Origin of the sequence: Streptomyces sp. NPDC093568 (assembly GCF_044764945.1) — a bacterium.
GTDB lineage: Bacteria > Actinomycetota > Actinomycetes > Streptomycetales > Streptomycetaceae > Streptomyces.
In genome coordinates this window covers 203762-229569 of record NZ_JBIWJD010000007.1, presented here as the reverse complement: position 1 = coordinate 229569, position 25808 = coordinate 203762, and the positions used below count along the sequence as shown (strand labels likewise).

Annotated in this window: 20 protein-coding genes; 14 read left to right on the top strand and 6 right to left on the bottom strand. The window is 71.5% G+C overall.

Annotated features, from left to right (window positions below):
- Positions 1–85: 85 nt before the first annotated feature.
- From ACIRD7_RS27565 to groL, 4 genes are all read left to right on the top strand, one after another.
- Entirely contained in the window at positions 86–1036 is a 951-nt protein-coding gene (locus ACIRD7_RS27565) for a polysaccharide deacetylase family protein (protein ID WP_403457784.1), read from the top strand.
- Positions 1033–1839 carry a polysaccharide deacetylase family protein gene (locus tag ACIRD7_RS27560; protein ID WP_403457783.1) on the top strand — a complete coding sequence of 269 codons (807 nt, stop codon included), beginning with the start codon at positions 1033–1035 and terminating at the stop codon, positions 1837–1839. The genes ACIRD7_RS27565 and ACIRD7_RS27560 overlap by 4 nt, the downstream gene beginning before the upstream one ends.
- Positions 1840–2058: 219 nt before the next feature.
- Positions 2059–2367, top strand: a complete 309-nt coding sequence (gene groES / locus ACIRD7_RS27555) for a co-chaperone GroES (RefSeq protein WP_013001368.1) — start codon at positions 2059–2061, stop codon at positions 2365–2367.
- Between the two features lie 117 nt (positions 2368–2484).
- On the top strand, positions 2485–4113 hold the full coding sequence (gene groL / locus ACIRD7_RS27550) for a chaperonin GroEL (protein WP_403457782.1): 1629 nt from the start codon (positions 2485–2487) through the stop codon (positions 4111–4113).
- 63 nt (positions 4114–4176) lie between these two features.
- Here groL and ACIRD7_RS27545 read toward each other — a convergent pair whose 3' ends face one another.
- From ACIRD7_RS27545 to ACIRD7_RS27535, 3 genes are all read right to left on the bottom strand, one after another.
- Complete coding sequence (locus ACIRD7_RS27545; protein ID WP_403457780.1) at positions 4177–4869, bottom strand: ester cyclase; 693 nt, start codon at positions 4867–4869, stop codon at positions 4177–4179.
- An 85-nt stretch (positions 4870–4954) separates the two neighbouring features.
- The gene (locus tag ACIRD7_RS27540) at positions 4955–5728 is read right to left on the bottom strand and encodes an SDR family NAD(P)-dependent oxidoreductase (protein WP_403457779.1); all 774 of its coding nucleotides are present in this window, start codon (positions 5726–5728) and stop codon (positions 4955–4957) included.
- 146 nt (positions 5729–5874) lie between these two features.
- Positions 5875–6543: an MOSC domain-containing protein gene (locus tag ACIRD7_RS27535; protein ID WP_403457777.1), complete on the bottom strand. Its 669-nt coding sequence runs from the start codon at positions 6541–6543 to the stop codon at positions 5875–5877.
- A gap of 80 nt (positions 6544–6623) precedes the next feature.
- Here ACIRD7_RS27535 and ACIRD7_RS27530 point away from each other — a divergent pair, with 80 nt between their 5' ends.
- A complete protein-coding gene (locus ACIRD7_RS27530; protein ID WP_403457774.1) occupies positions 6624–7520 on the top strand; it encodes a LysR family transcriptional regulator in 897 nt (298 codons plus the stop codon).
- Between the two features lie 56 nt (positions 7521–7576).
- Here the strand turns inward: ACIRD7_RS27530 and ACIRD7_RS27525 are convergent, their stop codons facing one another.
- Positions 7577–7906 carry a WhiB family transcriptional regulator gene (locus ACIRD7_RS27525; RefSeq protein ID WP_370263259.1) on the bottom strand — a complete coding sequence of 110 codons (330 nt, stop codon included), beginning with the start codon at positions 7904–7906 and terminating at the stop codon, positions 7577–7579.
- A 381-nt stretch (positions 7907–8287) separates the two neighbouring features.
- Between ACIRD7_RS27525 and ACIRD7_RS27520 the strand changes: the two genes are divergently transcribed.
- The 4 genes from ACIRD7_RS27520 (at position 8288) to ACIRD7_RS27505 (ending at position 12704) form a co-directional block, all read left to right on the top strand.
- Complete coding sequence (locus tag ACIRD7_RS27520; RefSeq protein WP_003948568.1) at positions 8288–8899, top strand: response regulator transcription factor; 612 nt, start codon at positions 8288–8290, stop codon at positions 8897–8899.
- 320 nt (positions 8900–9219) lie between these two features.
- Positions 9220–9807, top strand: a complete 588-nt coding sequence (locus ACIRD7_RS27515; protein ID WP_115906402.1) for a sigma-70 family RNA polymerase sigma factor — start codon at positions 9220–9222, stop codon at positions 9805–9807.
- 165 nt (positions 9808–9972) lie between these two features.
- Complete coding sequence (gene guaB, locus ACIRD7_RS27510) at positions 9973–11475, top strand: IMP dehydrogenase (protein WP_403457773.1); 1503 nt, start codon at positions 9973–9975, stop codon at positions 11473–11475.
- 104 nt (positions 11476–11579) lie between these two features.
- Positions 11580–12704: a GuaB3 family IMP dehydrogenase-related protein gene (locus tag ACIRD7_RS27505; RefSeq protein WP_345015665.1), complete on the top strand. Its 1125-nt coding sequence runs from the start codon at positions 11580–11582 to the stop codon at positions 12702–12704.
- A 550-nt stretch (positions 12705–13254) separates the two neighbouring features.
- Here ACIRD7_RS27505 and ACIRD7_RS27500 read toward each other — a convergent pair.
- Positions 13255–14463, bottom strand: a complete 1209-nt coding sequence (locus ACIRD7_RS27500; protein ID WP_403457772.1) for a nucleotide sugar dehydrogenase — start codon at positions 14461–14463, stop codon at positions 13255–13257.
- A gap of 262 nt (positions 14464–14725) precedes the next feature.
- On the opposite strand from ACIRD7_RS27500, the gene ACIRD7_RS27495 reads away from it, so the two are divergent.
- Positions 14726–16432 carry a glycerol-3-phosphate dehydrogenase/oxidase gene (locus tag ACIRD7_RS27495; RefSeq protein WP_403457769.1) on the top strand — a complete coding sequence of 569 codons (1707 nt, stop codon included), beginning with the start codon at positions 14726–14728 and terminating at the stop codon, positions 16430–16432.
- Positions 16433–16503: 71 nt separating this feature from the next.
- Here the strand turns inward: ACIRD7_RS27495 and ACIRD7_RS27490 are convergent, their stop codons facing one another.
- On the bottom strand, positions 16504–17604 hold the full coding sequence (locus ACIRD7_RS27490; RefSeq protein ID WP_403457767.1) for a serine hydrolase domain-containing protein: 1101 nt from the start codon (positions 17602–17604) through the stop codon (positions 16504–16506).
- Between the two features lie 204 nt (positions 17605–17808).
- On the opposite strand from ACIRD7_RS27490, the gene ACIRD7_RS27485 reads away from it, so the two are divergent.
- The 4 genes from ACIRD7_RS27485 (at position 17809) to ACIRD7_RS27470 (ending at position 25806) form a co-directional block, all read left to right on the top strand.
- Positions 17809–19863: a serine/threonine-protein kinase gene (locus tag ACIRD7_RS27485; RefSeq protein WP_403457765.1), complete on the top strand. Its 2055-nt coding sequence runs from the start codon at positions 17809–17811 to the stop codon at positions 19861–19863.
- 184 nt (positions 19864–20047) lie between these two features.
- Positions 20048–22657 (top strand): protein kinase, encoded by a 2610-nt coding sequence (locus tag ACIRD7_RS27480; protein ID WP_403457763.1) that lies wholly within the window; start codon positions 20048–20050, stop codon positions 22655–22657.
- A 152-nt stretch (positions 22658–22809) separates the two neighbouring features.
- Positions 22810–24492: a serine/threonine-protein kinase gene (locus ACIRD7_RS27475; RefSeq protein WP_403457761.1), complete on the top strand. Its 1683-nt coding sequence runs from the start codon at positions 22810–22812 to the stop codon at positions 24490–24492.
- Between the two features lie 129 nt (positions 24493–24621).
- Positions 24622–25806, top strand: a complete 1185-nt coding sequence (locus tag ACIRD7_RS27470; protein WP_403457759.1) for a serine/threonine-protein kinase — start codon at positions 24622–24624, stop codon at positions 25804–25806.
- Positions 25807–25808 lie beyond the last annotated feature (2 nt).

Genomic DNA, 25808 nt, shown 5'->3' with positions numbered 1-25808 from the left:
CTCTGTGGGCCAGTCGGTGGATGGTCCGCCGCCGGCCGCGGTGTCGGCTCCGGTTCGGGGCGGGTGCCTGCCAAGATCCGGCTCCATGCGACTAGTAGTACAAAATGACAAAAGTCGTCGTGTGCGTGTCCGTGGCCTCATCGCCCTGCTCGCCGTGGCCGCCGTCGCCTCCGGCTGTACGCAGCCCGGCGGGACCGGGGCCGGCGTCGCCGGGTCGGCGGGCCCCACGCCGTCCCGCGGGCCGCTCAAGGCGCCGCCACCGGTCACCGCCGCGCCCCCGCACTCGCGCGCGCACCCCAAGAAGTTCCAGTCCCACGCCGCCCGCCTCGCCGCCGCCCGGCGCTGGCGGCTGGACCGGGTCCCGCTCACACCCCCGCCGCCCCCGGTCACCAAGCCGAGGATCACCACCCGTGACGGCTTCGAGGTCGCCGGACACGAGGAGCTCGGCCTGCCACCCGTCTTCACGACCGTTCCGACCAGCCGGCGGGTCGTCTTCCTCACCATCGACGACGGCGCCGAGAAGGACCCGGTGTTCCTGCGGATGATGAGCGATCTGCGGGTGCCGTACACCGCCTTCCTCAGCGACTACCTGATCGAGGACGACTACGGCTACTTCCGGCGGATGCAGCGCGAGGGCGTCACGCTGAACAACCACACCCTCCACCACCCCTACCTGCCCGCCCTCTCCTACCGCCGCCAGCGGCACGAGATCTGCGGCATGCAGGAGGTCCTCGAGGAGCGCTACGGCAAGCGCCCGGTGCTCTTCCGCCCGCCCTTCGGCAACTACGACCGCGGCACCCTGCGCGCCGCGAAGTCCTGCGGCATCGAGTACGTCCCGCTGTGGAACGAGGAGGTGTTCGTCGACCACTGGGAGTACCGCGAGTCGGACCGGAAGATCCGACCGGGTGACATCGTGCTCACTCACTTCCGGGGCCGGGCGGACTGGAAGGGCACAATGCCCGACATGATCCGCCGGTTCCTGAACAAGGTGACGGCCGAGGGGTACGCCGTGGCCCGGCTGGAGGACTACCTGTGAGGCCGGCGCCGGGGGCGCGGGGGTTCGCGGCCGTGGTCCTGGCGTCAGCCCTGCTCGCCGGCTGCGCGGCCGGTTCGGCCGACCCCCGCGACCGGACGGCACGGTCGGCGAAGAACCCGACGCACACGACAGAGCCGTACCGCCACTGGGGCCTGAGCGCCCCGCTGCCCGCGCCCCCGTCCCCGCCCGCCCGGCGACCGCCGCGGCCGGCCGAGGGCCCGCTGCCCGTGGTCCACCGGGTCGACACCCACCGCAAGGTCGTCTTCCTGACCTACGACGACGGCGCCGAGAAGGACCCCCGGTTCGTCGACATGGTCCGCGAGCTGCGGCTGCCGGTCAGCATGTTCCTCACCGACAGCGTGGTCGGCCCGGGATACGGCCACTTCGCGCGCCTGCGGTCGGTCGGCGCGTCGATCCAGAACCACACCCTCGACCACGCCGCCCTGCGCGGACTGCCGTACGCCGGCCAGCGCGCCGAGATCTGCGGCCAGCAGAACAAGCTCCGCGCCCGCTTCGGCATCCGCCCCCGCCTCTTCCGCCCGCCCTACGGCACGTACGACACCACCACGCTGCGCGCCGCCGCCCACTGCGGGGTGACGGCGGTCGTGCTGTGGCGGGCGGCGATGGAGGGGGACGGTGAGCTGACGTACGCGAAGGGGCCGGCGCGCCTGCGCCCCGGCGACATCGTGTCCGTCCCTTCGGGTGAGCCGGCCGGGCTGAGCCTGAGGGAGCGGACCACACGGCTGCTGCGGGAGATCCAGCGGCAGGGGCTGACGGTGGGGCGCCTGGAGGACTACCTGTAGCGCGGGCCGTCCGGTACGCCGCCCAGGTACGCCGCGCCGCCGTGAATTAGCAGTCCGCTTGACCGAGTGCTAATCGCGGTCATAGTCTCGGCTCTGGCACTCCCCACTGGAGAGTGCCAACAACGCGACGGGCAGGTCCGGCACCCGCGACGACGGATCCACCTGGTCGCCACCTCAGACAGTTAACCCCGTGAGATCTCCGAAGGGGGAGGTCGGATCGTGACGACCACCAGCTCCAAGGTTGCCATCAAGCCGCTTGAGGACCGCATCGTGGTCCAGCCGCTCGACGCGGAGCAGACCACCGCCTCTGGCCTGGTCATCCCGGACACCGCCAAGGAGAAGCCCCAGGAGGGCGTCATCCTGGCCGTGGGCCCGGGTCGCTTCGAGAACGGCGAGCGCCTTCCGCTCGACGTGAAGGTCGGCGACATCGTGCTGTACAGCAAGTACGGCGGCACCGAGGTGAAGTACAACGGCGAGGAGTACCTCGTCCTCTCGTCCCGCGACGTGCTCGCGGTCATCGAGAAGTAAGACACCTCGAGCATTTTGCTTCCAGCTGCGCCCCTGGCCCCCGCGACCACATAAGAAGCCGGGCGCCCGGGGCGCAGTGTCTTTTAACCCACAGATTCCGAGAGGGCTCCCGCTGTCATGGCGAAGATCCTGAAGTTCGACGAGGACGCCCGTCGCGCCCTCGAGCGCGGCGTCAACAAGCTGGCCGACACGGTCAAGGTGACGATCGGCCCCAAGGGCCGCAACGTCGTCATCGACAAGAAGTTCGGCGCGCCCACCATCACCAACGACGGTGTGACCATCGCCCGTGAGGTCGAGGTCGAGGACCCGTACGAGAACCTCGGTGCCCAACTGGTGAAGGAGGTGGCGACCAAGACCAACGACATCGCGGGTGACGGTACGACCACCGCCACCGTGCTGGCCCAGGCCCTGGTCCGCGAGGGCCTGAAGAACGTCGCCGCGGGTGCCTCCCCGGCCGCGCTCAAGAAGGGCATCGACGCGGCCGTGGCCGCCGTCTCCGAGGACCTCCTCGCGACCGCCCGCCCGATCGACGAGAAGTCCGACATCGCCGCCGTCGCCGCGCTGTCCGCCCAGGACCAGCAGGTCGGCGAGCTCATCGCCGAGGCGATGGACAAGGTCGGCAAGGACGGTGTCATCACCGTCGAGGAGTCCAACACCTTCGGTCTGGAGCTGGACTTCACCGAGGGCATGGCCTTCGACAAGGGCTACCTGTCGCCGTACTTCGTGACGGACCAGGAGCGCATGGAGGCCGTCCTGGAGGACCCCTACATCCTCATCAACCAGGGCAAGATCTCCTCCATCCAGGATCTGCTGCCGCTGCTGGAGAAGGTCATCCAGGCCGGTGCCTCCAAGCCGCTGCTGATCATCGCCGAGGACGTCGAGGGCGAGGCCCTGTCGACCCTGGTCGTCAACAAGATCCGCGGCACCTTCAACGCGGTCGCCGTCAAGGCCCCCGGCTTCGGTGACCGCCGCAAGGCGATGCTGCAGGACATGGCGACGCTGACCGGCGCCGAGGTCATCTCCGAGGAGGTCGGCCTCAAGCTCGACCAGGTCGGCCTCGAGGTGCTGGGCTCCGCCCGCCGCGTCACGGTCACCAAGGACGACACCACGATCGTCGACGGCGCCGGCAAGTCCGAGGCCGTCCAGGGCCGGGTCGCCCAGATCAAGTCCGAGATCGAGAACACCGACTCCGACTGGGACCGCGAGAAGCTCCAGGAGCGCCTCGCGAAGCTGGCCGGCGGCGTGTGCGTGATCAAGGTCGGCGCCGCCACCGAGGTGGAGCTGAAGGAGAAGAAGCACCGTCTGGAGGACGCCATCTCCGCGACCCGCGCCGCGGTCGAGGAGGGCATCGTCTCCGGTGGTGGCTCCGCTCTGGTCCACGCCGTCAAGGTCCTCGAGGGCAACCTCGACAAGACCGGCGACGAGGCCACCGGTGTCTCCGTGGTCCGCAAGGCCGCCGTCGAGCCGCTGCGCTGGATCGCCGAGAACGCCGGCCTGGAGGGCTACGTCATCGTCTCCAAGGTCGCCGAGCTCGAGAAGGGCAACGGCTACAACGCCGCGACCGGCGAGTACGGCGACCTGGTCAAGGCCGGCGTCATCGACCCGGTCAAGGTCACCCGCTCCGCCCTGGAGAACGCCGCCTCCATCGCCTCCCTCCTCCTGACGACCGAGACCCTGGTCGTCGAGAAGAAGGAAGAGGAGGAGCCGGCGGCCGCCGGTGGCCACGGGCACGGCCACGCCCACTGAGGCACGCACCACGAAGAAGCCCCCGCTGCGGTCGCAGCGGGGGCTTCTCCCTTCGCGGGCGTATCACTGACCGAGTACCCCCAGCTGTTCCAGCAACCCCGCCCGGTCGTACATCCACCACCCCTCACAGATCCTCCCCTCCCGCAACCGCTGCCAGGTCGTGCCCTGCATGGTCACGTCCTGCCCGGTCGCCGGGATCCCGAGGAACTCCCCCTTGTGCCGCGCGGTCCACGTCCACCGAGTACACACCCGGTCGTCCTGGGCCAGCTGGTCGTCGATCCGGAACGTGAAGTCGAAGGCGCCGTACCACCCCGCGACCTGCTCCCGCATGGCTTCGATCCCCTGGACGGGCTGCGGGTAGGACGGATCGTGATCGACGTAGTCCTCCGTGACGTGCTGGGTGAGCGCGTCCGGCCCGACCCGGCCCAGGTCCGTGAAGAAAGCCCGCGCGGCAAGGACGTTCAGCTGCTCGTCCCGCACGACGTCCAGATCCGTGAAGGTCGGCGTCTCGTCACAGAGGGCGACCATCTCCTGGAAGATCCGATCGGTCTCGGGAAGACCGGAGTTGCGCATCGCCTCCTCGTACGACGGAAACTCCACGATCTCGACGAAGTGCGAGGTGTCGGACCGGTCCCGCCCGATGACGTCGTGCGTCGCCGTCCGCTTTCCCTTGGTCTGTTCGACCCACCTGTCCATCAGCCGGTTCATCTCGTCGAAGCGGCTGGTCCTGCAATCGATGAGCTGTACGAAGGTCATGGCGCCGTCGCCTCCCCGGTGCCCTGGGTGGGGCTGGACAGCACCATTGTCCCCGTGGGCGCCGGGCCCTGCCTGTCGAAGCCCTCTACTGCGGCCCGTACTTCCGCCCCGTCCGCGAGCTGATCCCGCCGAGCACCCCGCGGGGCACCAGCTTCGCCGCGCCCAGCAGCACCTTGTACCGGGCGTCCGGGATCGACACCGACTTCCCCCGCGCCAGATCCCCGAGCGCCGCCGCCACCAGCTTGTCCGCGTCGAGCCACATCCACCCCGGGATGTTGTCGGTGCCCATCCCGGCCCGCTCGTGGAACTCGGTCCGCACGAACCCCGGGCACAGCGCCATCAACCGCACCCCACTGCCGGCCAGATCCCGCGCCGCCCCCTGCGTGAACTGCACGACCCACGCCTTGGACGCGCCGTACGTCCCGCGCGGTACGAACGCCGCCACGGACGCGACGTTCACGACGCCGCCCCGCCCGCGCTCGCGCATCGCCTCGGCCGCCGCCGACGTCAGGCGCAGCACGGCCTCGCAGTGCACCTTGAGCATCTTCAGCTCGTCGGCCATGGTGACGTCGAGGTAGCGGCCCTTGTTGCCGAATCCGGCGTTGTTGATCAGCAGGTCGACGGGGTTCCTGCGGTCGCCGAGGCGGGCGGCGACCGACTCGATGCCGGCGTCCTGCGCGAGGTCGGCGGTGAGCACCTCGGCCTCGACGCCGTGCCGGTCGTGCAGTTCGGTCGCCTGTTCCCGCAGCCGCTTGGTGTCCCGGGCCACCAGGACGAGGTCATGCCCGTCGGCGGCCAGCCGGCGCGCGAAGGCGGCGCCGATCCCCGCGGTCGATCCCGTAATCAATGCCGTTGTCATGGCCCAAGATTAGTGACCCGGACCAGGTGCATCCGCTTACCGCACAGCCCCGCCCGGGCGGTGCGGTCCGGACGCAGGCGCGCGCCGCGCGAGCCCGTGGCCCGTCGCCGGGGGCGAGTTCGCCGGGAGGGCGGCGTGATGCCCTGTCAGGAGCCGTGCTGGGCCACGTACTTGTGCGCCGCCTCCAGCGACTCCGGGTGCAGTGCCTCGCCCGCCGTCAGCAGCCGGGGCAGCAGCGACCGGTCCGTCGTGACCGCACGGAACTGAAGCGCGACCGTGACGTCGTGGCCCGGCCGGTGAATGACCTCCAGCGCGTCACCGGCCCGGATCTCGCCCGGCACGATCACCCGCAGATACGCGCCCGGCGCGCCCTTCGCCGTGAACCGCTTCACCCACTGCTTCTCGCCCACATGACCCTGGAAGGTGCGACAGGGGATCCGGCCGCTCGTGACCTCCAGCACCACCTCCGGCCCGATCCGCCAGCGCTCGCCGATCAGCGCGCCGGACACGTCGAGGCCGGAGGTCGTGAGGTTCTCGCCGAAGACGCCGTTCGTCAGCGGCCGTCCCAGCTCGCGCTCCCACTCGTCGAGGTCCTCGCGCGCGACCGCGTACACGGCCTGGTCGTTCCCGCCGTGGTGGCGGGTGCTGCACACCGCGTCCCCGGCCACGCCGCTCGCCCCGATCCCCTTGGGCCCGGGTGCCGCCACCCGCACCGGACCCTCGACCGGCCGCTTGTCGATCCCGGTCACGCCCTCGGGGTGGTCCGTGTACGGCGCGTGCGTGCGGTGGCCCAGGTTCACAGACAGAAGCTTCATGACGGCACGGTAGGCGACCGCCGGTCAAAGCGTCTACGCATTATCCGGCGGCATACCCAAGGCTCGCTTATGCTTGAGCCGTGATCGAGGCCCGTCATCTCCGTGTGCTGCGCGCCGTCGCCGCCTCCGGCTCCTTCTCCGCCGCGGGGCGCGAACTGGGCTGCACCCAGCCCGCCGTCAGCCAGCAGATGAAGGCCCTGGAGGCGTCCGTCGGCACGCCCCTGCTGGTCCGCACCGGACGCGAGATGCGGCTGACCCAGGCCGGGGAGGCGCTCGTGCGGCACGCCGCCGGGATCCTCGCGGGACTCACCGCCGCCGAGGAGGAGGTCGCCGCCATCGCCGGGCTGCGGGCCGGCCGCGTGCGGCTCGTCTCCTTCCCCAGCGGCAGCTCCACCCTCGTCCCGACCGCGCTGGCCGCGCTGCGCGCCGCCCACCCCGGCACCCGTGTCTCCCTGGAGGAGGCCGAGCCGCCGAAATCCGTCGAGCTGCTGCGCGAGGGCGACTGCGACGTGGCGCTCGCCTTCCGTTACGAGGGTGCGGCCCAGGAGGGGGAGTGGGAGGACCTCGTCGTACGTCCCCTGCTGACGGACCGTCTCGTCGGCCTCGTACCGGACCGGCACCGGCTCGCCCGCGCCGCCTCCGTCGCCATCGGCGAACTCGCGGCGGAGCCCTGGATCGCCGGCTGCCCGCGCTGCCGGGGACAGCTCGTCGAGGTCTGCGAGAGCGCCGGCTTCACACCGCGCATCGACTTCGCCACCGACGACTACCCGGCCGTCGTCGGCCTGGTGGGCGCCGGTCTGGGTGTCGCCGTCCTGCCCCAGCTCGCCGTCGAGTCGGTACGGCCGCGCGGGGTCCGCATGCTGACGCTGGAGCCGGCCGTCCGCCGGGAGATCGTCGCGCTCACCCTGCCCGACCTGGCGCAGGTGCCGGCCGTGGCGGCGACGCTGGAGCAACTGGCGCGGGCCGCCAGGCGCTAGGCCGGTCGAAGAAAAGGGCACGCAGGCCGCGTGCCCTGGGTTGAAGAAACGTTCCTTCAGGTGTGCGGACCGGCCTCCCCGCTGGTCGTCGACGCCGACACCAGCCGGTTGCGCGCCCGCCCCATGAGCTCTTCGCGCTCGTCCTCGGTCAAGCCGCCCCAGACGCCGTACGGCTCACGCACCGCCAGCGCGTGCGCCGCGCACTGCGCGCGCACGGGGCACCTCATGCAGACCTCCTTGGCCGAGTTCTCTCGAGCGCTCCGAGCCGCACCGCGCTCACCCTCCGGATGAAAGAAGAGGGAGCTGTCGACCCCGCGACAAGCAGCCAGCAGCTGCCAGTCCCACAGGTCCGCGTTCGGTCCGGGAAGGCGGGAGAAATCTGCCATTGCGTGACCCCTTGTAGCCGTTCTAGGCGGATACGGTGTCTACGACCGTACATCTACGATCTAAGGAGATGAAAATATGACTCATTGCGAATCTAGCCCCAATCGCCGTGAAACGGGAAGAAAAAGGGCTGAATGGGGCATGGGTTGTGATGAAACATTGTGGGTCCGTCGTGCATGTCTGCCCCGTGTCCGTCCCCTCACGTAGAGTGCCGAAGACGGCACATGCCCCCGTAACTCTTTCGAGTGACCGTCGTTGAGAGGGCGGAGGCGGTTGAAGGAACAAGGGCTCGGGCAGGCGTCCGAGACGGTCGACCGCACAGGTGACGATTTCGTACCAGCCTGGAGGCTCAAGGTGACGTGCATCAGCTGCGGAGGGCGGCCATGACATCCGTCCTCGTCTGCGACGACTCCCCGCTTGCCCGAGAGGCGCTGCGCCGCGCGGTCGCGACCGTGCCCGGCGTGGAGCGCGTGACGACCGCGGCCAACGGCGAGGAAGTCCTCCGCCGCTGGGGCGCCGACCGCTCGGACCTGATCCTGATGGACGTACGCATGCCCGGTCTGGGCGGCGTCGAGACCGTGCGGCGGCTGCTGTCCGCCGACCCCGGTGCGCGCATCATCATGCTCACCGTCGCCGAGGACCTGGACGGCGTGGCCCTCGCGGTCGCCGCGGGCGCGCGGGGCTACCTGCACAAGGACGCGTCGCGAGCGGAGTTGCGGGCCACCGTCACGCAGGCTCTCGCCGATCCGACCTGGCGGCTGGCCCCGCGCCGGCTGCGGTCCGCCGAGATGGGTGCGGCGCCGACGCTCACCGCGCGTGAGATCCAGGTGCTGGAGGGCATGAGCCACGGCCGTTCGAACGCCGAGATCGGCCGCGAGCTGTTCCTGTCCGAGGACACCGTGAAGACGCACGCCCGGCGACTGTTCAAGAAGCTCGGGGCGTCCGACCGGGCGCACGCGGTGGCGCTCGGCTTCCGGTGGGGCCTGGTTCGCTAAGGAGCCCGGCTCCCGGGCCGTCGCTTCGGCGCGGGCCGTTCGTGACTTGTCGCGCCCGCGCGGCGGTAGTCGCAATCGATGCAGTTCCGCGCCCCTGCCGGGGCGCGGCTGCGACGCCTGTCAACAGGTGCTGTCGGCGCCCGCTGCTCGTTTCGGCGCCGATGCCGCATCCTTGAGATGTGGAGTCTCTCGGGGACGAGTCGGTCGAGCGGAAGGGGAGGGCGCAGGGGATGAGTTCCGGCGCACCTGCTCATAACGCTTCGGTGCACAACAACGGGCGCGATGCCACGGACGCAACGGCCGCAAGGCACCATGGACCGATGCGCGACGACGAGGCGGCCAACGCCGCAGGGGCGATCGGTGCACTCGTCCATCGCGCCGTGGACGGGGACGAGCAGGCCACGCACGATCTGCTCGCGCATGTCCACCCCCTGGCGCTGCGCTACTGCCGCACCAGGCTGTCCCGCCTCCCGGGCGACGCCCGGCACTTCGTCGAGGACCTCGCCCAGGAGGTCTGCGTCGCCGTCCTGCTCGCGCTGCCGCGCTACAAGGACACCGGCCGTCCCTTCGAGGCGTTCGTCTTCGCGATCGCCGCGCACAAGGTCGCCGACCTGCAGCGGGCGGCGATGCGGCACCCCGGTTCGACCGCGGTCCCCTCGGACGAGATGCCCGAGCGCCCGGACGACTCCCTCGGCCCGGAGGAGCGCGCGCTGCTCAGCAGCGACGCCGAGTGGGCCAAGAAACTCCTGGCCAACCTGCCCGAGAACCAGCGGGAGCTGTTGCTGCTGAGGATCGCGGTGGGGTTGACGGCCGAGGAGACGGGACAGATGTTGGGAATGTCACCCGGAGCGGTCCGGGTGGCGCAGCACAGGGCGCTGAGCAGGCTGCGCGCGCTGGCCGAGCAGTAGTGGTCCCCGTAGTGCTCCCTTGAGTGCGCCCCCGGTGAACGCGCTCGTCCCCGGTTCCGTACGAACATACGAAGCCCAGGGACGACCGCAACCGTGGAATTTGCAGGCCATGCTTCCCGTTAGCATGGACATCCGCACCGATCAAGGCCATTTGGGGAAGGTGTCATGACTGCCAACGTCGACGGAGTGCCCGCCAAATTCGCGACTCTCGGGCTGACCTACGACGACGTGCTGCTGCTGCCGGGCGCATCCGAGGTGCTCCCCAACGCGGTCGACACCTCGTCCCGAATCTCCCGCAACGTCCGGGTGAACATCCCGCTGCTGTCCGCCGCCATGGACAAGGTCACCGAGTCGCGCATGGCGATCGCGATGGCCCGGCTGGGCGGCGTCGGCGTACTGCACCGCAACCTGTCCGTCGAGGACCAGGTCAACCAGGTCGACCTGGTGAAGCGGTCCGAGTCCGGGATGGTCACGGACCCGATCACGGTGCACCCGGAGGCCACGCTCGCCGAGGCGGACGCGCTGTGCGCCAAGTTCCGCATCAGCGGCGTCCCGGTCACCGACCCGGCCGGCAAGCTGCTCGGCATCGTCACCAACCGCGACATGGCCTTCGAGAGCGACCGCTCCCGTCAGGTGCGCGAGGTCATGACCCCGATGCCGCTGGTCACCGGCAAGGTCGGCATCTCCGGCGTCGACGCCATGGAGCTGCTGCGCCGCCACAAGATCGAGAAGCTTCCCCTGGTCGACGAGGCGGGTGTCCTCAAGGGCCTCATCACCGTCAAGGACTTCGTCAAGGCGGAGAAGTACCCGAACGCCGCCAAGGACGCCGAGGGCCGCCTGCTCGTCGGCGCCGCCGTGGGTGCCAGCCCCGAGGCCCTGGAGCGCGCCCAGGCGCTCGCCGAGGCCGGGGTGGACTTCCTGGTCGTCGACACCTCGCACGGCCACAACAGCAACGCCCTCAGCTGGATGGCGAAGATCAAGTCCACCGTCTCCGTCGACGTGATCGGCGGCAACGTCGCCACGCGTGACGGCGCCCAGGCGCTGATCGACGCGGGTGTCGACGGCATCAAGGTCGGTGTCGGCCCCGGCTCCATCTGCACCACCCGCGTGGTCGCCGGCATCGGCGTCCCGCAGGTCACCGCCATCTACGAGGCCTCTCTCGCGGCCCGTCCCGCCGGTGTCCCGCTGATCGGCGACGGCGGTCTGCAGTACTCCGGCGACATCGGCAAGGCGCTGGCCGCCGGCGCCGACACCGTGATGCTCGGCAGCCTCCTCGCGGGCTGCGAGGAGTCGCCCGGCGAGCTGCTCTTCATCAACGGCAAGCAGTTCAAGTCGTACCGCGGCATGGGCTCCCTCGGTGCCATGCAGTCCCGCGGCCAGGGCCGGTCGTACTCGAAGGACCGCTACTTCCAGGCCGAGGTCGCCTCCGACGACAAGCTCGTCCCCGAGGGCGTCGAGGGCCAGGTCCCGTACCGCGGCCCGCTCTCCAACGTCCTGCACCAGCTCGTCGGCGGTCTGCGCCAGACGATGGGCTATGTGGGCGCGGCCACCGTCGCCGAGATGGAGTCCAAGGGCCGGTTCGTCCGGATCACCTCCGCGGGCCTCAAGGAGAGCCACCCGCACGACATCCAGATGACGGTCGAGGCGCCGAACTACAGCCGTAAGTAGGCAGCACGCCTGATGGGGCGGCTCCGGGAGCATCCGGGGCCGCCCTCGTCGTGCCCGTCGGCGATACTGGAAGACGCTGAACGCATCAGGGAAAGGCCACAGACGTGACTGAGATCGAGATCGGGCGCGGCAAGCGCGGCCGCCGGGCGTACGCCTTCGACGACATCGCCGTCGTCCCCAGCCGCCGTACGCGGGACCCGAAGGAGGTCTCGATCGCGTGGCAGATCGACGCCTACCGCTTCGAGCTGCCCTTCCTGGCCGCCCCCATGGACTCGGTCGTCTCCCCGGCCACCGCGATCCGCATCGGCGAGCTCGGCGGCCTCGGCGTGCTGAACCTCGAAGGCCTGTGGACGCGGTACGAGGACCCGCAGCCGCTCCTCGACGAGATCGCCGCGCTGCCCACCGAGGCCGCGACGCGCCGCCTCCAGGAGATCTACGCCGCTCCCATCAAGGAGGAGCTGATCGGGCAGCGCATCAAGGAGGTGCGCGACTCGGGCGTGGTCACGGCCGCCGCGCTCTCCCCGCAGCGCACGGCCCAGTTCTCCAAGGCGGTCGTCGACGCCGGCGTCGACATCTTCGTCATCCGCGGCACGACGGTCTCGGCGGAGCACGTCTCCGGTTCGCACGAGCCGCTGAACCTGAAGCAGTTCATCTACGAGCTCGACGTCCCGGTGATCGTCGGCGGCTGTGCCACGTACACCGCGGCCCTGCACCTGATGCGCACCGGCGCGGCGGGTGTCCTGGTCGGCTTCGGCGGCGGCGCCGCGCACACCACGCGCAACGTCCTCGGCATCCGGGTCCCGATGGCCACGGCGGTCGCGGACGTGGCCGCTGCCCGCCGTGACTACATGGACGAGTCCGGCGGCCGGTACGTGCACGTGATCGCCGACGGCGGAGTCGGCTGGTCCGGCGACCTGCCCAAGGCCATCGCCTGCGGCGCCGACGCCGTGATGATGGGCTCCCCGCTGGCCCGCGCCACGGACGCCCCGGGCAAGGGGAACCACTGGGGCATGGAGGCGGTCAACGAGGATCTGCCGCGCGGCAAGAAGGTCGACCTGGGCACGGTCGGCACGATCGAGGAGGTGCTGACGGGTCCGTCGCACACCCCCGACGGTTCGATGAACTTCTTCGGCGCACTGCGGCGGGCCATGGCCACGACCGGGTACAGCGAGCTGAAGGAGTTCCAGCGCGTTGAGGTCACGGTGGCGGACTCGCAGCACATGCGGTAGCCGCTTCATCGGCGTTTGGGAAGGGCCGGTCGCCCCGAGTGGGGTGACCGGCCCTTTTGCGTGCCCAAGTGGGGCTGGGTGGGGGCGTGTTGTGGGGGAGGGGGCGCGTGGTTGCGTTTGGGGCGAATGCGGGCCGAACGGGCGAATGGGGTCGGTAGTGTCCGTGATCGGCGTCCCGTTCTCTGGGGCGCCCCCTTCCAAGGAGATGTTCCGGACCCCGGCCCTCGGGGCCCGGCCCGAGCTCCAGACGGACCGCCTACCGGGTCAATGGGCGGCATCGTGGAAGGGGGCGCGCCCATGGGCCGTCACCGCAAGCCCACCCGCTGGGATCGCACCTGGCTTCGGCTGGTGAAGTTCCGGAGGAGGTGCATCTTGTGGATTTACGGCTGGTGAGCGGCCGCCCCTACAAGAACTAGGGGCGGGCACCCGTCAATCAGCCAGGAGCCCGCTGCAGCGACCACTGCGGTGGGCTCCACCTGTTCCACACGGTACCGGCGCGGAATGCCCCACGCCACCAACCCCGGCAGCGCACGCACCCGACGCGCCCCTTTCACAACCGATGCGCCGCCCCCGTAGGCGCCGCCCCCCGCGTGTCCAGCAGCAGCTGGGCCTTCACCGACAGGCCCTGAAGGTCGTACGTCCGGTGCTGCTGGAGCAGGATCGTCAGGTCGGCGTCCGCGACGGCCTCGTACAGGGCGTCCGCGCGGGGGACCGGGCGGTCCAGGACGTTCCAGGAGGCGACGTAGGGGTCGTGGTAGCTGATGGAGGCGCCGAACTCCAGCAGCCGGATCGCGACCTCCTGGGCGGGGGTGGACTGCTGGTCGGCGAGGTCGGGCTTGTAGGTGACGCCGAGCAGGAGGACGCGGGCGCCGCGCGCGGACTTGCCGTGCTCGTTGAGGAGGGTGGCGGCGCGCTGGACGACGTAGCGCGGCATCTGGCTGTTGACCTGCTGGGCCAGTTCGACCATGCGCAGGGTGCGGCCGGCGGGGCCGGAGAGGTCCTGCGGGACGGCGTGGCCGCCGACGCCAGGGCCGGGGCGGAAGGCCTGGAAGCCGAACGGCTTGCTCTCCGCGCAGCGGATGACGTCCCACAGGTCGACGCCCAAGTCGTGGCAGAGGACGGCCATTTCGTTGACGAGGGCGATGTTGACGTGCCGGAAGTTGGTCTCCAGGACCTGCACGGTCTCGGCCTCGCGCGGGCCACGCGCGCGTACGACCTTGTCGGTGAGACGGCCGTAGAAGGCGGCCGCGGACTCGGTGCACGCGGGCGTGAGGCCGCCGATCACCTGGGGGGTGTTCGCGGGCGTGAAGTGGCGGTTGCCTGGGTCGACGCGGCTCGGGGAGTACGCGAGGTGGAAGTCGCGGCCGGCGCGCATTCCGGAGCCCTCTTCGAGGAGCGGGCGCAGGACGTCCTCGGTGGTGCCCGGGGGTACGGGCGACTCCAGGATGACCGTGGTGTGCTGGCGCAACTGCGCGGCCAGGGTGCCGGCGGCCGCCTTCAGCTGGCTCAGGTCGAGCCCGCCGTCGGCGTCGCGCGGGGTGGGCGGGCAGATGACGGCGGTGCGCACCCGGCCGAGGTCGGCGGGGTTCGTGGCATGCCGGAAACCCCCCGAGAGCATCCGGCGCAGTTCGGCGGGACTGAGGGAGTCGGCCTCGGGCCCGGTCCGGTAGCCGAGCGTGGGGATGCCGGCGGCGACGGCGGCCTTGGCCAGGGGCAGGCCGTACGGGCCTAGTCCGATGACGGCGAGATCTGCGGGCATGGCGTGGGCCGTCCTTCCCGATAACCGACGTGGGGCAGGTGCGCAACCCCTGTGGACAGGACGAGGGAGCGCAATGTCAGACTAGGAGTAAATATGACCGATTTGCTGCATTGAATGATCGCGTTTCCGGGAGTGTTGTCCACAGGCTGGGGGTACGTGGTGGCTGAAGTCGGGCAACCCGGTCAGAATTTTGGGCATGGGGGTACGAGGCGGGCTTCGCCCGACGGGTGCGGCCTACGCGACCGATGAGCGGGAGGCAGCGGTGAGGACAGCGACACTGGGGCCGGCGGAGCGCGCCGAGTCACTGGCGGCCATGGCCGAGCGCGAGCTGGACGTACTGGTCGTGGGCGGTGGCGTCGTGGGCGCGGGCACCGCACTCGACGCGGTGACCCGCGGCCTGTCCACCGGCCTGGTCGAGGCCCGCGACTGGGCGTCGGGCACCTCCAGCAGGTCCAGCAAGCTGATCCACGGCGGCCTGCGCTATCTGGAGATGCTCGACTTCGTGCTGGTCAGGGAGGCCCTCAAGGAGCGGGGGCTGCTGCTGGAGCGGATCGCACCGCATCTGGTGAAGCCGGTGCCGTTCCTGTACCCGCTGCGGCACAAGGGCTGGGAGCGGCCGTACGCCGGTGCGGGCGTCGCGCTCTACGACGCGATGTCGATGGCCCGTGGCCATGGACGGGGCCTGCCCCTGCACCGCCATCTCAGCCGCCGTCACGCCCTGCGCATCGCCCCGGCCCTCAAGAAGGACGCACTGGTCGGTGCGCTGCAGTACTACGACGCGCAGATGGACGACGCCCGCTATGTCGCCACCCTGGTGCGTACGGCGGCGGCCTACGGCGCGAAGGTCGCCAACCGCGCGCGGGTGACCGCGTTCCTGCGCGAGGGCGAGCGGGTCGTCGGGGCCCGGGTGCAGGACGTCGAGGGGGGCGGGGAGTACGAGGTCCGCGCCAAGCAGGTGGTGAACGCGACCGGGGTGTGGACCGACGACACCCAGTCGATGGTGGGGGAGCGCGGCCAGTTCCACGTACGCGCCTCCAAGGGCATCCACCTCGTCGTGCCCAAGGACCGCATCCACTCCTCCACGGGGCTGATCCTGCGCACCGAGAAGTCGGTGCTGTTCGTCATCCCCTGGGGCCGGCACTGGATCGTCGGCACCACCGACACCGACTGGGACCTCGACAAGGCCCACCCGGCCGCGTCCAGCGCGGACATCGACTACCTGCTGGAGCACGTGAACTCGGTGCTCGCGGTACCGCTCACCAGGGACGACGTGGAGGGTGTGTACGCGGGACTGCGACCCCTGCTCGCCGGTGAGTCGGACGCCACCAGCAAGCTCTCGCGCGAGCACACCGTGGCGCACCCGGTGCCCGGACTCGTCGTCGTGGCGGGCGGCAAGTACACGACGTACCGGGTGATGGCCAAGGACGCGGTGGACGCGGCGGTGCACGGGCTCGACATGCGGGTCGCCGAGTGCGTGACGGAGGACATCCCGCTGCTGGGCGCGGAGGGCTATCGCGCACTGTGGAACGCCCGTGCGCGGATCGCGGCGCGCACGGGCATTCATGTGGTGCGCGTGGAGCACCTGTTGAACCGGTTCGGGTCGCTCGCGGAGGAGATTCTCGAACTCATCGCCGCGGACTCCTCGCTGGGCAAGCCCCTGCAGTCGGCCGACGACTATCTGCGCGCCGAGATCGTGTACGCCGCCTCGCACGAGGGGGCGCGCCATCTGGACGACGTGCTGACCCGGCGCACGCGCATCTCCATCGAGACCTTCGACCGGGGCACGCGGTCCGCCCGCGAGGCGGCCGAGCTGATGGCGCGGGTGCTGGGCTGGGACAAGGACCAAATCGAGCGCGAGATCGAGCACTACCAGAAGCGCGTGGAGGCCGAGCGCGAGTCGCAGCGCCAGCCGGACGACCTCACGGCGGACGCGGCGCGGCTGGGGGCGCCGGACATCGTGCCGCTCTAGGCCCGCGTGGTGAGGGAACGTCACCCGAATGGGCGACCGGGACCGGGATCTCCGCTCGAATGCCGGCCGTTCTACTTGGTGCGAGGGCAGAACTCGGCCGCGAGCAGCCGGGGTTCGAGACCGGGATCTGCGATCGCCGTCGTGTTCACCCGGAAGGTCAGGACCCGACGACCGCCGACGGTGGCCGCGGAGCGCACGTAGCTGCCGGATATGCGCCCGTTGTGCCCCCACACGACGGTGCCGCAGCGCAGTTTCACGGGGAAGAGCCCCATGCCGTACGAGCCGTGTGCGGCACGGGTGTCGAGCATCTCGCGCAGCAGGCGCGGGGGCAGCAGCCGGCCACCGAGCAGCGCGGCGTAGAAGCGGTCGAGGTCGGCGAGCGTGGTCACCAGCTCGCCGGCTGCGCCCGCCACCCGTGGATCGAGTTCGGTGACATCGGTCCCGTCGGCGGCGTAGGCGCGGCCGTGCGGGGCGGGAAGAGAAGTGCGGGAGCCAGGGAAGGAGGTGCCGGTCAGACCCAGCGGAGCGACGATGCGCCGCTCGGCCTCGGCGGCGTAGGAGCGGCTGGTGACCCGCTCTATGACCAGGCCGAGCAGCACGTAGTTGGTGTTGGAGTACGAGAAGCCGCCGGGATCGGCAGGAGGGTGGGTGAGTGCCGTACGGACAGCCTGAAGCGCGGTGAAGGGGACGGTACCCCTGGTCGCGGCGGTGAAGTCGTACAGGCCGCTGGTGTGGGTCAGCAGGGAACGAAGGGTCAGCGCGCGCCCGTCGTTGCCCGCCCCGCGCACGAGGCCGGGCAGATGCCGCTCCACGGTGTCGGCCAGGGACAGCCGTCGCTCGGCGGCCAGTTGCAGGACGACCGTCGCGATGAACGTCTTCGTCATGCTGCCGGCGCGGAAGTGGTCGGTGCGGGCGATGCCCTGGCCGGCGCGGACATAGCGGAAGCCGCCGTTCTCGCGGGCCAGCAGGGCCGCGGCGGGGGCCTTGCCCCGGGTGACCAGCCGCGCGAGGAGAGCGTTCGTCGCCGGGGGCCCGGACGTGGAGGAGGCGGTGAGAACCGACGTGCCGGTGGGGGAGACGCCGAGGAGGACTGGGGCCGACAGGGCGAGAAGGGTCAGGAGCACGGGGACGACCGGGAGCCTCCGCAGCACGGATATCGCCTGTCGTGCCATGGGGGTTCCTCCCTTCTCCTCGCCTCTCCCGGCTCATCATGCCGGGTGGCGGAACGGGCCATTCCGCCGGGCCTCGGGTGAATCGGGACCGGCACGTTCGCGCCATGCGGCCGGATGGCGGTGCGAGAGGCACCCTGGGCGCTGGGCACTTGTCGGGTGAGAGACAATGGAGGCTCTGTCAGGGCGGGTTGTATGAGGGGACGCATGTCGGAGGCGGAGCGGGCGGGGTCATCTCGTCAGGACACTCGTCAGGACGACCGTGAGCGTCTCCTCGCGGGGCGGTACCGGCTGGGCGCGGTCCTCGGCCGGGGCGGCATGGGCACGGTGTGGCGTGCCGTCGACGAGACGCTGGGGAGAACCGTCGCCGTCAAGGAGCTGCGGTTCCCCTCGAACATCGACGAGGAGGAGAAGCGGCGGCTGATCACGCGCACCCTGCGGGAGGCCAAGGCGATCGCGCGGATCCGCAACAACAGCGCGGTGACGGTGTTCGACGTGGTCGACGAGGACGACCGGCCGTGGATCGTGATGGAGCTCGTCGAGGGCAAGTCGCTCGCCGAGGTCATCCGGGAGGACGGCCTGCTGGAGCCCAAGCGGGCTGCCGAGGTGGGCCTGGCCGTGCTCGACGTGCTGCGGTCCGCGCACCGCGAGGGCATCCTGCACCGCGACGTGAAGCCGTCGAACGTCCTGCTGGAGTCCGACACCGACCGGGTCGTGCTCACCGACTTCGGTATCGCCCAGGTCGAGGGCGACCCGTCCATCACCTCGACCGGCATGCTCGTCGGAGCGCCCTCCTACATCTCCCCGGAGCGGGCCCGCGGGCACAAGCCGGGACCGGCGGCCGACCTGTGGTCGCTGGGCGGGTTGTTGTACGCGTCGGTCGAGGGTGTGCCGCCGTACGACAAGGGCTCCGCCATCGCCACACTCACCGCGGTGATGACCGAGCCGATGGAGGAGCCGAAGAACGCGGGGCCCCTGAGGGACGTCATCTACGGCCTGCTCACCAAGGACCCCGAGAAGCGGCTCGACGACGCCGGCGCGCGGGCGATGCTCAACGCCGTCATCCACGCACCCGAGCGCAAGTCCGAGCCGGAGCCGCTGGACGCGACGAAGGTCGTGCCGTTGCCGCCGCAGCCCGGGGCGCGTGCCGAGAAGGGCCGTTCCGGTTCCGGGTCCGGGGCCAAGCGGGGCGAGGAGGCCGGGGAGCGGTTGCGCGGGGCGCTGCGTTCCGTGCGGAAGGCCGCTGTGGGTGCGGGGGCGGCCGGGGCGGCCGCCGGGAGTACCAAGTCCGGGAGTGAGAAGGACGGTTCCGAGTCCGGCGCCGGAGCGGCCGGGTCGGCCGCGGCGACGGGCGGGGCCGGGAGTGCGGCAGGCGCCGGTACCGGTAGCGGCACCGGTGCAGGTGAACGGGATGCGGCCGGGGCGAACGGGCAGAGCGGGGGGCGCAGTTCGGGATGGCCCGTGATGCCGCCGCCGGATCTGCCCGCGCGGCCGGTGCCGAGGGCGCCGCTGACCGATGTGGTGCCGAAGCGGACGCTGGTGATCATCGCGGTGGTCGTGGCGCTCGCCGTGCTCGGCGTGGTGCTGGCGATCGCGCTCAACGGCGGCGATGGCTCGACGGACGCGTCGGGCGGTGGCGGGGACAAGCCGTCGGCCAAGTCCAGCGCGAGCTCCGACACCAAGAAGGACGACGACGGCGGGACCCGTACGGGCGGTTCGAAGTCCGCGACCGGCGGCTCCGGGTCCGGGTCGGGGGCTGAGAAGACGCCGAGTGCCGAGGCGAGCGCGACCGGTGGGAGCGGCGCCGAGGCGGGCTCCGGCGGCGACAGCGGGGCCGCCTCCACCCACAAGGGCGGCCAGGGGTACTCCATCGGGCTGCCGAAGGGGTGGAAGTTCCAGTCCTCGGGTTCGGCGGGGGACCGGTTCACCGGGCCCGACGGGCAGAAGCTGCTCATCGCCTGGACTAGCACGCCCAAGGACGACCCGGTGGCGGACTGGAAGAGCCAGGAGCGGTACATGCAGCGCTCGCAGTACGAGCGCATCCGCATAGAGCAGGTGGACTACCGGGGCTGGAACACGGCCGACTGGGAATTCACCTACACCGAGGGCGGGACGAAGTACCGCACCATCGACCGCGGGTTCGTCGTGAACGACCGGAGCGGGTACGCGCTCATGTACACCGCGAAGGCCGATGGTTGGGACAGCGATCTCCGTAAGGACACCTGGAAGACACTGACCGGTTCGTTCAAGCCGAAGTCTTGAGGAGAGCGGTTTCGGTTCGGGCTCGTGAAGGCGGGGTTCGCGACGTGAGATCCGGCAACCCCTCTTTGTGAGTTGCCTCCGGCACGTATCGTGAAAGCTTGCGGACCGTGCGCATCCAGTCGTGTGTCCGGAACGGGACGCAAGGCGAGCGGAATTGACCATCCGGGCGGCCGGGGGAGGCAACGTGGACGACTATGCGGGTCGGGTGCTCGCCGACCGCTACCGCCTGCCGCTGCCGCCCTCCGACGAGTACGAACTCACCGAGACCCGCGCCTTCGACACCTACAGCGGGCAGGAAGTCCTGGTCCGGCAGGTGCCGTTGCCCGAGGTCGTCGAGGCGGAGGTGCTCGACGCGGAGGGGCTGCCCGACGGCTTCACCGCGCGGGACGCCGGCCGGCGCGGGGCGGCGGGGCGCGGACCCGCAGCGCGTTCGAGTACGCGCCGGCCCAGTGATCCCGCCGTACGGCGGGCGGTCGAGGCGGCGCAGGCCGCCGCGCGGATCCCCGATCACCCACGGCTGGACCAGGTCTTCGACGTGTTCGCCGAGGGCGGCTCGTTGTGGATAGTGAGTGAGTTGGTGGCGTCGCGCCCGCTGGCCGCGCTGCTCGCCGAGAAGCCGTTGACGCCGTACCGTGCGGCCGAGGTCGCCTCCGACGTCCTGATGGCGCTGCGGGTGCTGCACGCGCACGGCTGGGTCCACCGCAACATCACCGCCCGTACGGTCCTCGTCTGCGACGACGGCCGGGTCATGCTGACCGGGCTCGCGGTCGGGGCGGCCGAGGAGGCGCTGTGCGGGTACGACCCGGTGCCGGCCGAGGACGGTGACGGGGGTGGCGGTGCCGCCCCGACGTTCGCACCGGGTGGCGGCGGACCGGGCGGGCCGGGACCTGCCGGACAGCTCGCAGGCGGTACGGATCCCGAGGCCGCCAGGCGGGCCGCCATAGAGGCGCGGGCGGCGGTGCCCGCGGGCGACGCCGGCGGCGGCGCGCAGGACTCCGGGGCGGCGCCGGGCGGTGCGCCGGATGCCGGCGGGGACATCAGGGCGGCGCGGGCGGGAGCCATCGCCGCGTACCGGGCGGGTGCGCGTGCCGCGGCCCGGGTGCAGGAAGGCCGGCAGAACGGACGCGTCGCGCTGCCGGGGGCCCGTCCGGCGCCCGAGGGCGGCCCCGCGCCCCACGCAAACGGCGCGGCGCAGCGGCCGTACCCCTCCGGCGAGGGCGCCGCGACGCCCCCCGGGCAGATCGCCGACCCGTACGGCGTGCGGACCACGCCCTGGCCCGGCGGCGCCACGCCGCACAACGGTGGGACCTCCGTCGAAGCGGGCCGCGACCGCACGGCACTGCCCTCCGCAGGCTTCCAGGCAGGCCCCGGTATGCCGCCCGACAGCCTCGTGCCCTCCCCGGGCGTCGGCGGGTACCCCGCGCAAGGCCTCCCCTCCGCCGTCGGCGCTCCGGCGCCCGGCCCTTCCCCCGACTCCGGTCAGTCCCCGACCCGTTGGAACGACCTCGTCGCCGGCACTCCCGCCCGTCGCGGCCCCACTACCGCGCTCGCCGCCGAGCGGGCGCGGCAGGCGCGGATGGCCGTGGTCGGGCCCGTCACCGAGCGCTGGGCGCCGGAGCAGGCGGGGCCGGTGCACGAGAACTGGCAGCTGGCCGCGCCGATCGGCCCCGCCACCGACCTGTGGGCGCTGGGGGCGCTGCTCTTCCGGGCCGTGCAGGGACACGCGCCGTACCCGGAGGAGTCGACGGCCGAGCTGGTGCAGATGGTGTGCGCGGAGCCGCCCGCCTTCGCCGAGGAGTGCGGGCCGCTCAGGCCGGTCGTGGAGTCGTTGCTGCGTCAGGATCCGACCGAGCGCCTCGACTTCGAGGAGCTCAGGGGCTGGCTGCGCTCGCTCGTGCGGTCCGCGCCGGAGCCGGAGGCCGGCGCGCATGTCGTGGCCGCCCCGCCCGTCGACCCGAACCGGCTGCCGATCGTGCGCCGCCGGGGCGAGCTGGTGCGCAAGCGCCGGGCCGGGCTGCCCGCGCACCACGGACGGCACAAGCGGGCCAAGCAGGAGGCGCGTTCGCCGCGCAGACTCGGCCGTACGCTGCTGGTGCTCGTGCTGCTCGGCATGGCCGCGGCGGTCGCGTACGCCATGCTGTTCATGCCGAAGGCCGATCCGGGCAGCGGCTCCAGGGCCGACTCCGATCGCACCGGCGCGGCCGGCCAGACCGACCAGGTGGAGCCCGAGCGGTCCGCCGAGGCGAGCAGCGAGCCGCGGCCCGACCAGACCTCCCCTTCCGGCAACGACCCCTCGGAGACGGCCGGTTCCACCGAGACGCAGACCAACGGCCCCGACGTTCCCGACGGTTTCACCCTGCGCAAGGACGCCGCCGGCTTCCAGGTCGCCGTCGCCAATGGATGGAACCGCACTGCGGAGAACGGGCGCGGGCAGGTCGTGTACTCGCACGGCGACTTCGACCTCGTCGTCGTACCGGGCCGGGACACGGCCGACCAGTACGGCAGCGACCCGATGGTCTACCAGCGCGAGCACGAGCGGGAGTTGCAGCCCTACCGCGACTCCAGCTGGGCCTCCTCCGGCGGGCTGAAGACCATTCAGGTCGGTGAGCGGGTGATGGCCGAGGGGCAGTTCACCTGGACCGATGACCAGGGGCGCGACCTGTTCGTACGCAATCTCGCGATGCTGGTCGACGGGCGGTACCACGTGGTGCAACTGCGCGGCCCGGACGCCGAGCGGGACGAGGTGACAAGGCTGTTCGAGCAGGCGTCGGCGACGTATCAGGTCACCGGATGACTTCGCCCCTGGACACAGGGTGATGGTTGCTTCCCAACGCCGAAAGCGACAACCATCACAGTGCGGTCTCCTTGGCACCCCCGTGGTTCCAGTCGCGTCGGCCGGTCCTTAACCTGACCCTGTCAAGAGCATTGCGGGGCAACGTGAATCAGATGCAGGGCCAGCTCGTTTCGGGCCGCTACCGGCTCGCCGACGCGATCGGCAGCGGCGGTATGGGGCGCGTCTGGCGTGCGCATGATGAAGTGTTGCATCGAGCGGTCGCGATCAAGGAGCTGACCGCCGCGCTCTACGTCTCCGAGAGCGACCAGGAGCGACTGCTCGCCCGCACCCGCGCCGAGGCCCGTGCCGCCGCGCGCATCAACCACTCGGCCGTCGTCACGGTGCACGACGTCCTGGAGCACGACGGCCGGCCCTGGATCGTGATGGAGCTGGTCGAGGGCCACTCGCTGGCCGACGCGGTCAAAGAGCGCGGACGCGTCGATCCGGCGGAGGCCGCCCGGATCGGTCTGTGGGTGCTGCGGGCGCTGCGCGCGGCGCACTCCGCCGGGGTCCTGCACCGCGACGTCAAGCCCGGCAACGTCCTGCTGTCCGAGGACGGCCGCGTCCTGCTGACCGACTTCGGCATCGCCCAGATCGAGGGCGACAACACGATCACCCGCACCGGCGAGGTCGTCGGCTCCGTCGACTACCTCGCCCCCGAGCGGGTGCGCGGCCACGACCCGGGTCCCGCCTCCGACCTGTGGGCGCTCGGCGCGACGCTGTACACGGCCGTGGAGGGCCGCTCGCCCTTCCGCCGCACCTCGCCGCTGGGCACCATGCAGGCGGTCGTCGAGGAAGAGGCCACCGAGCCGCAGCACGCCGGCCCGCTCGCGCCCGTGATCACCGCTCTGCTGCGCAAGGATCCGGCCACCCGGCCCGGGGCCGCCGAAGCCGAGCAGATGCTGGCCGAGGCGGCGGAGGGGCGCAGGCCGAGCGCGGCACAGGTGTACGTGCCGACGCAGCACGCCCGGCGGTACGAGCCGGAGGCGCACACCGGGCCCTCGTACGGCGGGATGCCGCTGCCCACGGGGGCGCAGACGACGGCGACCGGCACGCCGTATCCCCCGATGCACGGTCCGACGACGATCGGCCGGCCGTACGACACCGCGGGGACGGGCACCGGCGGTACGCCCGTCCCGCCGCCCCGCAAGCGCCGCCGGCTGCGCACCCTCGCCCTCGTCGTCGCGCTCGCCGCGCTCATCGGCGGGGGCACCGCGGTGGTACTGCAGAAGTGGGGGCCGCGGGACAGCGGCAGCACCTCGTCCGCGTCGTCGCCCGACCCCACCCCGAGCGACTCGCCGGGCCCGGTGGGCGGCGTCCCGGCGTCCTGGGTCCGCTACGACGACCCGTTCGGCTTCAGCCTCTACCTGCCCAAGGGGTGGAAGCGGGAGGTGGTCGGCGAGGAGGTCGAGGGCCTTAAGCAGGTCGACTACAGTCCCGACGGCGGCGAGCACTTCGTCCGGATCGCCGTCGATCCCGCGCCCGACTTCGCGAAGGCCTACGACCACATGCGCGACCTGGAGGACCAGGTGAGCGAGAAGCTGGTCCGTTACCGGACCGTGTACCTGAAGGAGAACCTGTACCGCGACCGCGATGGCGTCCTGTGGGAGTACACGTGGACCGCGCTGGCCAAGGACACCCCCTTCCCTGGGCCGCGCCGCGCCATCGACCAGGCGTACATCGACCGGGACGGCACGGAGTACGCGATCTACATGTCCACGCCGGAGGTGGACTGGGCCACCACCCGCGAGCAGTACACGGCGGTGCTCAAGGGATGGCAGACGGGCGGTTCCTGACGCCCCGGGCGGGCCGACGGCTGCCGGAATTCGTGACCGCCAGGCGGCTTTTGAAGTCGTTTGCTCCTTTGCATAGTTGGCCGATCGGCACCCCGGAGTCGGTCCGTCCGGTGCGGCATGATGGGGCGCATGGGGACCGAGGGGGCCAACTTCCGTGTGATCGCGGGGCGTTACCGCCTCGAGACGAGGCTCGGTCGCGGCGGCATGGGTGTCGTATGGCAGGCGACCGATCAGTTGCTCGGGCGCAGGGTGGCCGTCAAGGAACTCCCCTTCGACGACACGCTCTCCGCGGCCGACGCCCGGCGCCGGCGCGAGCGCACGCTGCACGAGGCGCAGGCGCTGGCACAGCTGAGCCATCCGCACGTCATCGTCGTCCACGACGTCGTCGAGGACGACGAACGTCCCTACATCGTCATGGAGTTGATCGACGGATACTCCCTGGCCGACCGGATCGCGACGCACGGGCCGGTGGACGCCCGCGAGGCCGCCCGGATCGGTGCCGACCTGCTGAGCGCGCTGCGCACGGCACACGCGGCCGGGGTGCTGCACCGCGACATCAAACCGGCCAACGTCCTCATCGAGAGCGGCACCGACCGTGTCGTCCTCAGCGACTTCGGAATCGCCCAGGTGCCCGGCACCCCCACGCTCACCGAGTCCGGGTCCTTCGTCGGCTCGCCCGAGTACACCGCGCCCGAGCGGATGGCCGGGGGCGGGACCGGACCGGCCTCCGACCTGTGGTCGGTGGGGGCGCTGCTGTGCGCGGCGCTGAGCGGTGAGTCGCCGTTCCGGCGGGACTCGTTGAGCGGCGTCGTGCTCGCCGTGGTGTCCGACGACATACGGCCGCCCGCGCAGGCGGCGCCGATCCTGCCCGTCGTCCAGGGGCTGCTGGAGCGGGATCCGGGGCGACGGCTGGACGCGGTGGCGGCGGAGGGGATGCTGCGGGAGTTCCTGGAGACGGGGGCCGCCCTTGTGCCGAAACGGTTCAGCAGAGCGGAGCGCACGTATTCGCCCCGCAGCGTGCTGGCCACCGTCGTACTGGTCGCGGCGATGGCGGTGGTGGGGGTGTCGGCGGCGGCGCTGCTGGTGAAGGGGGGTGGGGACGGGGGTGTGGCGCCGAGCAGTTCGGCGCCGGGGAGTTCCGGTCCCTCGGAGAGGCCCAGCGTGTCGGTGACCCCGTCCCCGTCTCCGTCGCCGTCCTCCTCCCCGGCCGCGTCCCGGTCTCCGTCCGCGTCGCCCAGCGCATCCCCCTCGCCGACTCCGACTCCGACTTCGACCTTCGCCACTTCGGCCTTCTCGCCCCCCAACCCCGGATAAAG